The organism is Brevundimonas sp. UBA7507 (assembly GCF_002478355.1).
GTDB classification, from domain to species: Bacteria; Pseudomonadota; Alphaproteobacteria; order Caulobacterales; family Caulobacteraceae; genus Brevundimonas; species Brevundimonas diminuta_D.
In genome coordinates, this window is sequence record NZ_DLNP01000001.1 from 112,910 (window position 1) to 126,693 (window position 13,784).

Below are 13,784 nucleotides of genomic sequence, written 5' to 3' on the forward strand. Positions count from 1 at the left end.
ACCGACGCGAGCGTGGTTCAGGGCCGGTCGCGTTGGGGCAGGGCGGCGACCTCGGCGTCGGTCAGGGCGCCGGCCATGCGCACGCTGCACGGCATGGCCGAAGGCGAGCCGCCCGCGACCAGACGGGTGTAGTCGCCGGTGCAAAGGCTGCTGGTTCCCCCCATCGGCGCGAAGCCAATGGCCAGGGCGTCGCGCAACTCGGGGCAGGATCCCGCCACATCAAGCCGATAGATCGTCTTGTCCAGTTCGCGCACATAGACCTTCCGCCCGTCCGCCGAGACGCGGAAGCTGCGCACATCCCTCTGGAAGAAGCATTTGCGTGCGTTTGCGGCGGCGGTCGTCGTCCCGTCTGCGGGCTTTGACACAGGCGCGCAGGCCGTCAGGGCGAACAGAGCGGCTGCGGTATAGGCGAGGCGGACGAACATGGCGTGCTCCATGAGATTTCGAGCCCAGGCGGCGGCTCGCCCTGGTTCAGATAGCGCCTGAAGATGAACCTTTGCGGTCAACGTCCGACGGCGCCGTCGGTTGCGGCTGATGGCGGCGCGGGTTCAGCCGCCGTATCGCCTCGACCGGCAGGGGCAAAGGCCGTCCCATGATCAGCGCCGCCAGATGCTCGCCCAGCAGGGGGGCGACGCAGAAGCCGCGCGAGCCCAGCCCCGTCAGGACATACAGGCCCGTTTCGCCCCAGGCGCCGCACAGCGGCAGGCGGTCGGGCGTCGTGGCCCGCACGGCGACCCGGCGGCCGCGCGCCTCGGCGGGGGTCTGATCCACGGCCTCGGCGAGGGCGGGCAGGGCGGCGGCCAGGGTCGCCTGGTTGCGGGCGCTGGCCGCATCGGAGGCCTCGGGCGTCTTCACGCCCCGGTCGTGGGTGGCGCCATATAGCATCCCGTTCCCGGTCGGCGCGGCGTAGCCGCCCCAGGCGACGGGCAGAGGCGGCGGCGTCCCTTCGATCCAGTCCGCCTGTCCCGCGACCGGCGACAACGGCAGGTCGGGCATGAGCCGCGCCGACCCCCAGCCCGCCGCCAGCACCACGGCGTCCGCTTCGACCAACACGGCGCCGTCCTCGCCCTTCACGCGCCAGCCGTCTGTGGTCGCCTCCAGCACGGCCACGCGTCCCGCCGCCTGTTCGGCGCCCGCCAGCCACGGCTCCAGTATGGCGCTGGAGCGCGCCGCCAGGGCCTGGCCCATCATCAGGCCGCCGCGCGTCGTGGGCTCGCCCAGGCGCTCGGCGCAGGCGGCGGGGTGCAGCCGCTGCATGGCGCCCGCGGGCCACAGGGGCTGGGCCGCGATCTTGTCGAAGCGGGCGGCGTCGCGCGGCGCCTGCTCCAGTTGCAGCACCCCTTCGGCGACGACGGCGCCGGGCAGGGCGCGGTACAGGTTTCCCGCCCGCTCCAGCGCCTGGGCGTGGAAGCCGGCGATGAAGGCGTCGCCGGCATCCAACCTCGGCGTGACCAGCGACGCGGGAAAGCCCGAGGCCCCCGCGCCCGCCCGCTCGGCCTCGACGACCGTGACGCGCGCGCCCTCGGCGATCAGGGCGCGGGCGACGGCGGCGCCCGCGATTCCGGCGCCGATCACGGCGACATGGCGGGGGCGCTCCGTCGGCGCCTCGCCCGCCATGCGCGCCTCCAGCCGTTCGCGCTTCCTGCCGTGGCCGGGCTTCTTCTCGACGGTGAAGCCGTGCTCGGCCAGGCCGCGCCGCACGGCTCCGGCGACGGTGAAGGTGGCCAGCCGCGCGCCGGGGCTGGAGCGCGCCGCGACCAGGGCCAGGATCTCGGGCGACCACATGCCGGGGTTCAGCGCGGGCGAGAACCCGTCCAGGAACCAGGCGTCGGCTGGTCCCGACCATTGGTCCAGCGCCCAACGGGCGTCGCCGACTGCCAGGTCGATCGTCGTCCCCCACTGTGGCAGGTCCAGCCGATGAAAGCCGGGCGTCCCGGCGGGCCAGGCGTCCAGCACCCCGGCGGCCGTCCCGGCCAGCTCGGGCCAGGCGGCCAGGGCGCGCGCGGCCTCATCGCGCGTCAGCGGGAAACCTTCGATGGAGAAGACTTTAAGCCGCGCCCCGTCCGCGCGCGTGCGCCGCCACAGGTCCAGCAGGGCGACGATGTTCAGCCCGGTGCCGAAGCCCAGCTCGCCGACGGTGAAGGCGGATCGCCCGGACCAGGCCTCGGGCAGGCCGCAGCCCTGCAGGAAGACCGCGCGGGTCTCGGCCAGGCCGTCGTCCTTGGAGAAATAGACATCGCCGAATCGCCCGGAACGGGGCGAGCCGTCGTCGGCCCACAGCAGTTGGGGCGAGGCGTCGTCGGAGGGCGGGGCGGCGGTCATGGCGGGGGTCTATCGGGCCGCGCCGTCGGACGAAAGCCGCCCTGCCTGGAAAGCGGACATGAAAAAGGGGCCGTCCGTGAGGACGACCCCTTTCCGCATCGCGATCCGAAGACCGCGATCCAAGACATAAGTCTTAGTGAGCGGCAGCCGGAGCAGCCGGAGCAGCGGCCGGAGCGGCAGCGGCGTCAGCGGCCGGAGCAGCAGCGGCGTCGGCAGCCTTGGTGGCTTCGCCGGCAGCTTCGCCAGCGGCGGCGGCGGCGTCGGTGGCGGCGGCGTCAGCCGTAGCAGCGGCGTCGGCGGCGGTGTCGGCGGCGGCGGTGGCGTCGGCGGCGGCGTCTTCAGCCTTGTCCGTGGCGGCCGGTTGGCAAGCAGCCAGGGCCAGAGCGGCGGCCGAAGCGGCGATCAGAGCGGTGATGCGCATAGGTTTCTTCCTTCAGAAGGTAAAAGCGAGACCATGAACCTCGCTGAGGAAGTGATAACGGCTTCGTGAGCGGGAGTGCAAGCGATTTCTCACGCGTTCGTGAAGACAACTTGAGGCGGGCCGAATTCCCGCGCGAAATTCAGGGGTTGTCCGGGGGAACGGGACGCGGCGCCGTCGGGTCCATGGGATCGGGCGGCGTCGGTTCGTTCGGATCGGCCGGCAGGGTCGGGGGCGTGGGGACGGGGACCGCGTCGCCCGGCGGCGGGGCCGCCGTTCCAGTCAAATCGGGCGCGGGCGCGGGGCTGACCGGAGGCGCGGCGGCTGCGGGCGCGGGGTCGGCCAGGGAGGCGGGCCGTTTGGGCGCCCGTTCGTTGCACGCGGCGGTCAGCATCAGAATCGACAGGCCGCCGAGCGCGGCTGCGAAATGGGCGGGACGGCGGGCGAGACGCACAGGCATGGGACGGCTCCGGCATAGGGCCGCGCACGCGGCCGTGATCCTGAGAGAACCGTCGTGAACGCTCCGTGTTCCGAAGATCGCCGCAGCGCGTCAGGCGTCCATCGGCGCGGCGGCCAGGGCTTCTTCCATTTCGGTGAAGGACGGCTGGGCGGTCGAGGGGATGTCGCCGCGGCCGATCTCGACCGAAATCTGGGCCGCATTGCCGTGCAGGTGGGCCACCAGCACCGACTGGATGATCTTGTAGTAGGCGCCTTCCTCTTCGACGATGGCGTTGAGGCGCGAGGCGAACGGCCCGACCAGGCCATAGGCCAGGAAGACGCCCAGGAAGGTGCCGACCAGGGCGCCGCCGATCATGCCGCCCAGCACTTCCGGCGGTTCGGTGATCGACCCCATGGTCTTGATGATGCCCAGCACGGCGGCGACGATGCCCAGGGCGGGCAGGCCATCGGCCAGGGTCTGCAGCGCGTGGGCCGGGGCCAGGGCCTCGTGGTGGTGCTTCTCCAGCTGCTTCTCCATGGCGTCCTCGATCTGGTGCGGATCCTCGAGGTTCATGGTCATCATCCGCAGGGTGTCGCAGATGAAGTCGGTGGCGAAGTGGTCCTTCAGCACCTTGGGGTATTTCTGGAAGATGGCGCTCTCGGCCGGCTTTTCGATGTGGCTTTCCAGGGCGATCACGCCCTTGGACTTCATCGTCTTGGTCAGTTGGAACAGCAGGCTGAGCAGATCCTTGTAGTCCTGCTTCTTCCACTTCGGCCCGGCGAAGCACTTGCCCAGACCGCCCAGGGTGGCCTTGATCACCGGCAGGCTGTTGGAGATCAGGAAGGCCGCGATGCCCGCCCCGAAGATGGCCATCAGCTCATAGGGCAGCGAATAGAGGATCGTCGCCATCTTGCCGCCGTGCAGCAGGAAGCTGCCGAACACCATGGCGAACAGCATGACGATGCCGATGATCTGGAACATGAGGCGAGCAGGCGTCCTGGAGCCGAAGGGTCAGGACGCCGTTATCGGCGTTAATGCTTAAGGCCGCGTTTCGCGAATCCCGGTTCGGGACGAAAACGCGAGATGGGCGACGCTAGAGCATATAGGGGCCCCACATGAAGACGACGGCCCCGAAAACGCCCAGGGCCGTGACGGCGGCGGCCAGCCCCATCGCGACGACGGTCAGCCGCTGGAGGCCGCGGCGGGCGCTGCGTCCTGCGCGCCAATAGGCTTCGAACAGGGCCAGGGGAATGAGATAGGCGCCGAACTGCAGTACGATGTCGGCCGGGCCGGACAGGGTCTTGTTCATGCCCAGGCCGCCCGTGGCGATGGCCCAGGCCATCAGTCCCATCCGCAGGAACCAGACGCCGTTGACCGCCAGAAAGGCGCGCATCGCCCATCGCCGATGCGCCTCGAAGTCCCGTCGAACGGCCGTGCGCCAGGCCAGGGCGGCGAAGATCAGGATCAGCGCTCCGTCCACCGAGACCGCGACGGCCGATATGAGCGACAGATAGGTCTCTCGCCCCCAGGTCAGCCACAGGCCGCCGACCGCCATGACGACGGCCGTGATCAGGAAGACGCGCCCGTTCCAGCGATGGAAGGCCGGCGCCCGGCGCCGCAGGGCCGGAATCAGCTGCATCAGTCCGCCCAAGGTGACGACCGCCGCCAGCAGGACGTGGATGGCGAACATCACATTCCCCACGTCGTCGCCGGGCGCATAGCCCTTGATCAGAGGCTTGTCGTTCCAGCCGGCGAAGTCCCCGATCAGGGTCCGCCGTCCGAAATGGGCCAGGATCATCCAGACGAAGGCGGCCTGGCCGATCGCGGCGACGCCGAACCAGATCACGCCGGACCGCCGTAGCAGGCTTGCGTCCGATCGCGCGCGGATCGGGGGGCTTGCGGTTTTCGATATCGTCACGTCCTGTGCGTCCCTGGTTCGTTTGAGGTGATCCGGGCTGTGAGCGGTTTGGCCGTCGCGATCTCGCCGATTTGGAAATCGGCCATGGATTTTCCGCCGTTCTCGCGCGGAGCGGTCCGGTGATGAGCGCCTATGGCCTGATCGCGGCGCCGCGCGCCGGGTCGCGCCTGACGGACCTGGCGCTGTACGGCGGTCTTTTCGCGACAGCGGTGGCGGCCTTCTGCCTGGCGCAGGTCATGGGCCATCGCTTCGGAATGGCGTCGGAAGCGGTCGCGGTGTTGGGCGACGCCACCTGCGGCTGGTCCTGGCTGTTGGTCCGCGCCCTGTTCCAGCCGCCTCTTACGGCCGGGCGCGCTCGCGCCCGATGGCCCCTGCTTGTGGTTCTGGCTCTAGTGGGGGCGGGGGCTTTCCTGCGCCTGGCGCCGGATGTTTCAGCCGCCGGGCTGCGCATGGTGGACAATCTGAGCGGCCTGGTCAGCTCCGCCCTGCTGCTGCTCGCCGCCGTCGAGCCGCTCAAGCGGCTGGGGTCGGGCGTTTCCGCCTCGGAGCGCGGTTTCCGCATCGGCTTCGCTGTCGGCTATGCGGCGATCCTGGCGGTCGCCGTCGTCTGGGTGAACGGCGCGCCGGAGGGGAGCTGGGCCGCGCTTTGGAGCGGCGAGATCAAGGCTGTCTGCGCCCTGATCGCCCTGGGCGGCATGGGCTTCGCCGTCTGGTGGCGTCGCCGCCGCCCGCTGACGACGGCCGTTCGCAGTCGCGCCCGGCCCCGGACCGATGCGGAGGCGGACCTGGGCGAGCGCATCCTGCGTCTGATGACCGAACAGGCGCTCTACGCCCAGCCCAGCCTCAAGGTGTCGGATCTGGCGCAGCGTCTGGGCGAGGCGGAATACAAGGTCAGCCGCAGCATCGCCGGGTTGGGCTTCCGCAACTTCAGCCAGATGGCCAATCATTTCCGCATCGAGGAGGCGAAACGGCGGCTGGCGGACCCGGCCCTGCGCCGGCTGCCGATCCTGACCATCGCCTATGACTGCGGCTTCGGGTCGATCGGCCCCTTCAACCGCGCCTTCAAGGCGCAGACCGGCGTGACGCCGCAGGCGTTTCGCGCGCGCGTCTAGAGCCGCGTCTCACCGTTCAGGATCGCCTCGCGCGCCTTGGCGGTCAGCTTCTGATAGCCGGCCTTGCCGCCGCGCACCCAGACGGGGCCGTCGACCTTGTCCGGGTCGAAGCCGTCGGCGACCAGATCGACCTTGCGGTATTTGAAGGTGCCGGTGGTGTCGGCCGACTTCAGCATCCGCACGAACACCGGCCGGGCGTAGGTCGGCAGCTGTTCATCGGCCCAGGCGGCGAAGGCGGCGGCGTCGAATTTCTCGTCCAGCACCAGGCCGACCATGCCCGCCTTGCCTTCCTGGCCCGGCACCTCGACGCCATAGGCGATGACTTCCTGCACGCCCGGCGCCTCGGACAGGCGCTGTTCGACCTCGGCGGTCGAGACGTTCTCGCCCTTCCAGCGGAAGGTGTCGCCCAGGCGGTCCATGAAATAGAGGTAGCCCTGACGGTCTTGGCGCATCAGGTCGCCGGTGCGGAACCAGCGGTCGCCTTTCTTGAACACGTCGGTCAGGATCTTCTTCTCCGACGCCTTCTTGTCGGCGTAGCCCGAGAAGTCGTGGCGGATGTCGCTGCCGATCTGGCCGATGGCCTCGCCCGTCTCGCCGGTCGGCACCAGGCGGCACAGGCCGTCGGGGCCGCGCACCGGCTCGCCCGTCTCCGGGTCCAGGTCGATCAGGCGGATGTTGATCTGCGACTTCAGGAAGCCCGGCACGCGGCCGATGGCCCCGGCCTTGCCGTCGAAGTTGAACAGGGAGACGTTGCCCTCGGTCGAGCCGTAGAACTCAAGAATGTCCTTGATGCCGAAGCGGCTCTGGAACTCGGGCCAGACGTCGGGGCGCAGGCCGTTGCCGAAGGCCAGCCGCAGCTTGTGGCCCTTCTCGTCCGGGTTTTCGGGGCTGTTGATCAGATAGCGGCACAGCTCGCCGATGTAGACGAACATGGTCGCGCCGGTCGTCTTCACGTCGGGCCAGAAATGCGTGGCCGAGAAGCGCCGCCGCGTGATCATCCGCCCGCCGTTCAGCAGCACCGAGCCGACGCCGACCAGCCCCCCGGTCGAGTGATACAGCGGCAGGACGTTGAACAGGGCGTCCTTCGGCGTCGAGGCCGTGGCCCCGGCGAAGGCGCGCATATAGGTCCGCACCCGCGAATGCGGCATCCGCGCCGCCTTGGGCAAGCCGGTCGTGCCCGAGGTGTAGATATAGAGGGCCGTGTCGCGGTTGGTCATGCCCTGACGCAGCGAACGGTCGGGCCGCACGGACGATGCGCTGCGCACGGCATTGTCCAGGTCGCGGCGCGCGTTGGTCTCGTTCTCCTCGCCCAGGCCGTGGACCCAGATCATCAGGTTGCGGTCGACCAGGCCGCGCGCGTCCTCGACCGCCTGCCAGCAGTCCTCGTCCGTCACCACGTTGAAGGCGGTCGAGATGGTCAGGCAGTGGGCCAGGGCCGCGCCGGTCAGATTGTTGTTGATCAGGGCGGTGGCCACCCCGACCTTGGAGAAGCCGAACCAGGCGGCCACGTATTCCACGCGGTTGTGCATCACCAGGGCGATGACATCGCTGCGCTTCAGATTGCGGCTCTTGGCCCAGTTGGCGTAGCGGTTCGCCAGGGCCTCGAACTCGCGATAGGTCAGCTTGCGGCTCTCGTCCTCGACCGCGATGTTGGGGCCGAACCTGTCGACCGCCTCCTCGATGTCGTCACAGGCCAGGACGTCGCTGTCGAGCGTGATGGGCTTGATGCGCTTCAGAAGTCTGAACAGCCCGCCAGCGAACTTGATGTCACGCCGGATGTTTGCCGCCAGTCCCATGGGTGCGCCGCCTCTTCCCGATTGCCTTTGTCATGGTTGATGGACGGCGCGGGGCGGCGGGTCAACCGGCGGCGGAGACGCAGGCGGGGCCATTCGACAAAAAGGCAAGCTTTCGCGTCCTTTTCAATGACGTAGGGTCAAGTCGAAGGCCGACCTAAGGTCAAGCTGATCCGGCGCTGATCGGCGGTTCCACACTGGATCGTCTACAGATGAAATCGGGCCCGCGCCCTCATGACTGATCAGGCGGACGCCGCATCTCATCGCGAGGCGGGCGTCACGCGCCAGACCGCGTCGCCCACGTCGTCGGCGACCAGCAGGGCGCCGCGTCCGTCTACCGCCACCCCGACCGGCCGCCCCATGGCCTCGCCCCTTGCGTTGCGGAAGCCGGTCAGCACATCCTGCGGCGGCCCGTCCGGCCGCCCGTCGCGGAAGGGGACGAAGATGACCTTGTAGCCCGAGGGCGGATTGCGGTTCCACGATCCGTGCTGGCCTATGATCGCCCCGTCGCGCCACTGGGGCAGCAGCCCCCCCGTATAGAAGGTCAGGCCCAGCGAGGCCGTATGCGATCCCAGGGCGTAGTCGGGCTTGATCGCCCTGGCGACCATGTCGGGCCGGGCGGGCTGCACCCGTTCGTCGACGTTCTGGCCGTAATAGCTCCACGGCCAGCCATAGAATCCGCCGGGCTTGACCGAGGTCATGTAGTCGGGGACCAGATCGTCGCCCAGGGCGTCGCGCTCATTGACGGAGGTCCACAAACGCCCGTCCTGCGGATTCCAGGCCAGGCCGACCGGGTTGCGCAAGCCCGAGGCGAAGACGCGCCGTGCGCCCGTCGCCGCGTCGATCTCCAGAATGGCGGCGCGGTCGACCTCTTCGTCCAGCCCGTTCTCGCCGATGTTGGAGTTGGAGCCGACGCCGACATACAGCTTGGTCCCGTCCGCCGAGGCGATCAGGCTCTTGGTCCAGTGATGATTGCGCCCGGCGGGCAGGTCCGCGACCTTGACCGGCGTCGCGTCGATGCGCGTCCGGCCCGTCTGATAGGGGACCATGATCACGGCGTCGGCGTTGGCGACGTATAGCCGCTCTCCGACCAGGGCCATGCCGAAGGGCGAGGTCAGACCGCTCAGGAAGACGGTCTTCGTCTCCGCCGTCCCGTCGCCGTCGGCGTCGCGCAGCAGGCTGATGCGGTCGGCGCTGGGGCGGTCGCCCGATCCGGCGCGCGCCATCACCAGCCCTTCGATCCAGCCGCGCAGGCCCCCCTTCTTCTCTTTCGGCTTGGCGGGCGCCTGGGATTCGGCGACCAGGACGTCGCCGTTGGGCAGGACGTAGAGCCAGCGCGGATGATCCAGCCCCGTCGCAAAGGCGTTCACCGCCAGGCCCGTCGCCGCAACCGGCGTCTGTCCCTGCGGCCAGCCGACGGCGCGGGCGATCTTCACGGTCGGCACGGCTTGGGGCCGGGGCGCCGGCAGGTTGGGCGCGGCGCCGAACCCGTCTGTCTCCGGCAGCACGCTTTCGGTCTCGCAGGCCGCCAGACCGAGCAGGGCGACGAGGGGCAGGGCCAGAAGAAGGGGGCGGCGAGGGGACATGGCGATCGTCCTGTGCGGTTCGGCCTCGACTATAACGCCTTTCAGGGCGGATCGCTCCTGCAACCCCCTCCCGTTGGAAGAGGGCGGGCGTACCCTTGAGCCGCATCACGCCGCTTCTTATCTGCCTTCCCCGAAGCCGGGAGGGGCTCCATGCCAGTCGTCATTTCCATCGAAGGTCTGACCAAGACCTACAAGTCCGGCCATCAGGCCCTGAAACGCGTCGATCTGGAGATCGAGAAGGGCGAGATCTTCGCCCTCTTGGGGCCGAACGGGGCGGGCAAGACGACGATGATCTCCATCGTCTGCGGCATCGTCACGCCCTCGACCGGGACCATCACCGCCGACGGCCACGATATCCAGTCCGACTATCGCGCCGCCCGCACCAAGATCGGCCTGGTGCCGCAGGAACTGACGACCGACGCCTTCGAGACCGTCTGGGCCACCGTAACCTTCAGCCGGGGCTTGTTCGGCAAGGCGCCCAACCCGGCCTATGTCGAACAGATCCTTCGTGACCTCAGCCTGTGGGACAAGAAGGACGCCAAGATCATGACCCTGTCCGGCGGGATGAAGCGCCGCGTCATGATCGCCAAGGCCCTGAGCCACGAACCGGAAATCCTGTTCCTCGATGAGCCCACGGCGGGCGTCGACGTCGAGCTGCGCCGGGACATGTGGTCTTTAGTGCGGCGCCTGCGCGAGCGCGGCGTGACCATCATCCTGACCACCCACTACATCGAGGAAGCCGAGGAGATGGCCGACCGCGTCGGCGTCATCCTCAAGGGCGAGCTGATCCTGGTCGAGAAGACCGCCGACCTGATGCAGAAGCTGGGCAAGAAGACCCTGACCCTTCAGCTTCAGGAGCCGCTCGCCGCCCTGCCGCCCGAACTGGCCGACTGGAACCTGACGCTGCAAGGCGACGGGACCGAGCTGGAATACGTCTTCGATTCCAACGCCGAAAAGACCGGCGTCCCGTCCCTGATGCGCCGTCTGTCGGATCTCGGCGTCGGCTTCAAGGATCTCAGCACCCGCCAGAGCTCGCTCGAGGACATCTTCGTCGGCCTGGTCCATCAGGATCGGGAGGCCGCGTGATGAGCTTCAACGGATACGGCGTCTGGGCCATCTATCGCTTCGAGATGGCGCGGGCCCTACGCACCCTGTGGCAGTCGCTGGTGACGCCGGTCATCACGACGTCGCTCTATTTCGTCGTCTTCGGCGGGGCCATCGGCAGCCGCATGACCGAGGTGGACGGCGTTCCCTACGGCGCCTTCATCGTGCCGGGGCTGATCATGCTCAGCCTGTTCACCCAGTCGATCTTCAACGCCTCCTTCGGCATCTACTTCCCCAAGTTCACCGGGACGATCTACGAGATCCTGTCCGCGCCTGTGTCGCCGCTGGAGATCGTGCTGGCCTATGTCGGGGCGGCGGCGACCAAGTCGGCGATCCTCGGCCTCATCATCCTGGCCACGGCGGCCTTCTTCGTGCCGCTCGAGATCCTGCACCCCTTCTGGATGCTGGCCTTCCTGATCCTGATCTCGACCACCTTCGCCCTGTTCGGCTTCATCATCGGGGTCTGGGCGCAGAATTTCGAGCAGCTTCAGTTCGTGCCCATGCTGATCGTCACGCCCCTGACCTTCCTGGGCGGCGCCTTCTATTCGATCGAGATGCTGCCCGAGGGCTGGCGCACGGTCGCCCTGTTCAACCCGGTGGTCTATCTGATCTCGGGCTTCCGCTGGGCCTTCTACGGCGTGGGGGACGTCAGCGTCGAAATCAGCCTTGCGGCCACGCTGGGCTTCTTCTTCGCCTGTCTGGCGGTGGTGGGCTGGATCTTCAAGACGGGCTATCGTCTGAAGAACTGAAGGCCACGAAAGCGCCGAACTCGGCGCTCACCGTCCTGGCCCTCTAACGCCTTTTCGACCTGATGCGCGCCCGGCCGGGCGCCGGAGACCGAATGTCCGACGCCGACGACAAGCCCCAGTCGCCTGAAACGCAGCCCGCCCCGCGCGCCCCCGAGCCCTTCCGCCGGGGCCAGATCACCTGGGGCCGCCCGCCCCAGGCCGCCTTCCATGTCGGCCCCCTGCCGCGCGACGAGGGCCTGGCGCGCCTGGCCGCCATGCCGCCGCACCCGAAACCGGCGCAGCCGAAGCCCGCCCCCGCGCGCCCGCAGGCGGCCCAGCCCGCCGCCCCGCGCCCGGCCGCGCCCGCCGCCCGACCCGCCGACGTGTTCGGCGGCTCCATGGTCCCGCGCCGTCGCCCCGCGCCGAACGGCCCGGCCCTGCAACAGACCCCGCCGCAACCGGCCGTCCAGCAACCGGCGCCGGCTCCGACGCCCGCCGCCCCGCTGACGCCGCGCCCCCTGCCGCAAGCCGCGCCCAGCCCGACGCCCGCCGCGCCGGCTCCGGCCGCGCCAACCGCGGCGCCGGCCCCCGTCGTCCCGCCCGCCGCGCCGCCGGTGGTTGAGACGATCGCCGCGCCCGCTTCGCCCAAGCCCCGCTCGCGCTGGCCCCTCTACGCCGGGGTGGCGGCCGCCGCCGTCCTGGTTCCCGTGGCGGTCTGGTTGTGGGCCCGCTCGGGCGGGGAAGACGCCGCGCCGCCGCCCGTCATCGCAACGGAACCCGCCGTCGAGGCCCCCGCCGTCCCGCTCGAAACGCCGACGCCGCAGCCTGCTCCGGTCGAGACGCCGCCCGCCGCCGCTCCGGCCGCCCGCGCGCCGTCGCCTTCGACGCGAGTCGCTGCGGCGCCCGCGCCTGCGCGTTCGACCCCTGCGCTGACCCGGCCGGTCCCGTCGCCTGCGGCTCAGGCTCCCGTGATCCAGCCTCCGGCGACGACGCCGCCCCCGCCTGTTGTCGTGGTGGCGCCGCCCGCCGCGTCGCAGCCCGACGCCCCGGCACAGGTCGAAGGCCCGCCGCCGACCCAGGCGCGCCCGGCTCAGACCGATCCCAACGCCCCCATCGTCACCCGGCCGCAGAAGCTGGACTGATCTCGCGGCTGGACTGACGCCCGGCGTCTATTTCAGCGGCAGATAGCCCCGCTCCACCATGCGGCGCAGGGCGTCATAGGCCTCGGCCAGCTCGTCATAGGCGGTGCGGGCGGCGGTCAGGCGGGCTACCTGGTCGGGCGTGGCCGGGGCGCCGGATTCGGCCAGGCGCACGGCCTCGGCGCCCCAGCGCGCCCGCGCCTGGGCCGTCAGCACGGCCAGTTTCTGAAAGGCGCCGACATCCACCTGGGCGAGGGCGTGGCCGATCAGTTCGCGGTTGGCGACATAGGCGGCGTAGTCGATCTGCTCCAGCAGGCCGCGCAGGCGGCGTTGCTCCTGAGGCTCCATGTCCTCGGGCTGGAAATGGTCGCTGGAACGACGGCGGGACTGGGTCAGCATGGTCGACATGACGGCCTCGGGCGAAACAGCAGCCCCGCAGCCTGAGCCTGCTTTGGTTAACCGGCGGTTTGCACGCCGCCCGGAACCCCTTTCGGGGCCAGCTTCAGCCGCGCGCGGTCCGGCGCGCCCAGGCCGCGCGGGCAGCGCATCGGCCGATAGTCCTTGGAGTAGCAGAGCCGCGCCTCGCGGAACCAGCCGTCAGTGGTGGCGATGAACACCCCGTCGCGCGGGAAGCCCGGATTGGCGGCGACGAAGGCGTCGCGGATCGCCCCGGCGGTCAGGCGCTGGGCGGGGATGGCCTCCAGATCGGGCTTGTTCAGCCCGTCCCACATCTTCGCCGCCTGCTCGAAATAGGCCTCGGGGCTGTCCCAGCCGCAGGTGCCGTGCGCCGCCCATTCGTGCTGCTGCAGGCTGGGCGAGGGGATCATGCAGAAATGCTCGCGCACCGTCTCGACCGGGATGGCCGGGCCGGGCGCGGCGCAATAGCGCGGGTGTTTATTGTCGGCGCCGTTGGGCCATAGCCCGTGCAGGGTCAGGCCGAACTGGTTGGCCGCGCACTGATAGCGTTCGTCGGGATAGTCCTTGCCGCTGCGGCACGCCTGGGGCGACCAGCTGACAGCCAGCATGTTGAAGGCGACCGGCACGTCGGCCGCCACCTCGTCCTGCGGAATGCGATAGGGGCGGGCGGGGCGCAGGTCGTCCGGCACGTCGCAGACGGCGCCCGCGACCTCGGCTCGCTCCGGCGCCGCTTCCGTCGACACGGTGCAGGCGGTCAGCAGGACCATCAGGGCGGCGGAGGCGAAAAGGGTGCGCATGGCGGTCTCGT

At 69.9% G+C, this 13,784-nt stretch carries 14 protein-coding genes; 4 read left to right on the forward strand and 10 right to left on the reverse strand.

The annotated features are described in order from the left end of the window. Window positions 1-17: 17 nt before the first annotated feature. The 6 genes from B3D50_RS00500 to B3D50_RS00525 form a co-directional block, all read right to left on the reverse strand. Entirely contained in the window at window positions 18-425 is a 408-nt protein-coding gene (locus B3D50_RS00500; protein ID WP_046651900.1) for a DUF6491 family protein, read from the reverse strand. A 46-nt stretch (window positions 426-471) separates the two neighbouring features. Further along, on the reverse strand, window positions 472-2,322 hold the full coding sequence (mnmC, locus tag B3D50_RS00505) for an FAD-dependent 5-carboxymethylaminomethyl-2-thiouridine(34) oxidoreductase MnmC (RefSeq protein WP_286948769.1): 1,851 nt from the start codon (window positions 2,320-2,322) through the stop codon (window positions 472-474). A gap of 133 nt (window positions 2,323-2,455) precedes the next feature. Beyond that, on the reverse strand, window positions 2,456-2,743 hold the full coding sequence (locus tag B3D50_RS00510; RefSeq protein ID WP_052747950.1) for a hypothetical protein: 288 nt from the start codon (window positions 2,741-2,743) through the stop codon (window positions 2,456-2,458). A gap of 139 nt (window positions 2,744-2,882) precedes the next feature. Next, window positions 2,883-3,200, reverse strand: a complete 318-nt coding sequence (locus B3D50_RS00515) for a hypothetical protein (protein WP_286948772.1) — start codon at window positions 3,198-3,200, stop codon at window positions 2,883-2,885. Between the two features lie 90 nt (window positions 3,201-3,290). Further along, window positions 3,291-4,160 carry a flagellar motor stator protein MotA gene (gene motA / locus B3D50_RS00520; RefSeq protein WP_003163893.1) on the reverse strand — a complete coding sequence of 290 codons (870 nt, stop codon included), beginning with the start codon at window positions 4,158-4,160 and terminating at the stop codon, window positions 3,291-3,293. Window positions 4,161-4,272: 112 nt separating this feature from the next. Continuing rightward, on the reverse strand, window positions 4,273-5,025 hold the full coding sequence (locus B3D50_RS00525; RefSeq protein WP_232463908.1) for a DUF2306 domain-containing protein: 753 nt from the start codon (window positions 5,023-5,025) through the stop codon (window positions 4,273-4,275). 194 nt (window positions 5,026-5,219) lie between these two features. Here B3D50_RS00525 and B3D50_RS00530 point away from each other — a divergent pair, with 194 nt between their 5' ends. Then, window positions 5,220-6,209, forward strand: coding sequence for a helix-turn-helix domain-containing protein (locus tag B3D50_RS00530; RefSeq protein ID WP_286948775.1), 990 nt, complete (start codon window positions 5,220-5,222; stop codon window positions 6,207-6,209). On the opposite strand, the gene B3D50_RS00535 is transcribed toward B3D50_RS00530, so the two are convergent. Further along, a complete protein-coding gene (locus tag B3D50_RS00535) occupies window positions 6,206-8,005 on the reverse strand; it encodes a long-chain-acyl-CoA synthetase (RefSeq protein ID WP_286948777.1) in 1,800 nt (599 codons plus the stop codon). The genes B3D50_RS00530 and B3D50_RS00535 overlap by 4 nt on opposite strands. A 257-nt stretch (window positions 8,006-8,262) precedes the next feature. Then, window positions 8,263-9,588 (reverse strand): PQQ-dependent sugar dehydrogenase, encoded by a 1,326-nt coding sequence (locus B3D50_RS00540; protein WP_286948779.1) that lies wholly within the window; start codon window positions 9,586-9,588, stop codon window positions 8,263-8,265. A 150-nt stretch (window positions 9,589-9,738) separates the two neighbouring features. Between B3D50_RS00540 and B3D50_RS00545 the strand changes: the two genes are divergently transcribed. From B3D50_RS00545 to B3D50_RS00555, 3 genes are all read left to right on the forward strand, one after another. Beyond that, window positions 9,739-10,674 (forward strand): ABC transporter ATP-binding protein, encoded by a 936-nt coding sequence (locus B3D50_RS00545; RefSeq protein ID WP_286948781.1) that lies wholly within the window; start codon window positions 9,739-9,741, stop codon window positions 10,672-10,674. Beyond that, window positions 10,674-11,441, forward strand: a complete 768-nt coding sequence (locus B3D50_RS00550; protein ID WP_003163885.1) for an ABC transporter permease — start codon at window positions 10,674-10,676, stop codon at window positions 11,439-11,441. Before B3D50_RS00545 ends, B3D50_RS00550 begins: the two co-directional genes overlap by 1 nt. Window positions 11,442-11,533: 92 nt before the next feature. After that, a complete protein-coding gene (locus tag B3D50_RS00555; RefSeq protein WP_286948784.1) occupies window positions 11,534-12,562 on the forward strand; it encodes a hypothetical protein in 1,029 nt (342 codons plus the stop codon). Between the two features lie 27 nt (window positions 12,563-12,589). Here B3D50_RS00555 and B3D50_RS00560 read toward each other — a convergent pair whose 3' ends face one another. Beyond that, window positions 12,590-12,967: a hypothetical protein gene (locus B3D50_RS00560; RefSeq protein WP_046651837.1), complete on the reverse strand. Its 378-nt coding sequence runs from the start codon at window positions 12,965-12,967 to the stop codon at window positions 12,590-12,592. A 47-nt stretch (window positions 12,968-13,014) separates the two neighbouring features. Then, a complete protein-coding gene (locus B3D50_RS00565; RefSeq protein WP_046651835.1) occupies window positions 13,015-13,773 on the reverse strand; it encodes a ribonuclease T2 family protein in 759 nt (252 codons plus the stop codon). Window positions 13,774-13,784: the final 11 nt, after the last annotated feature.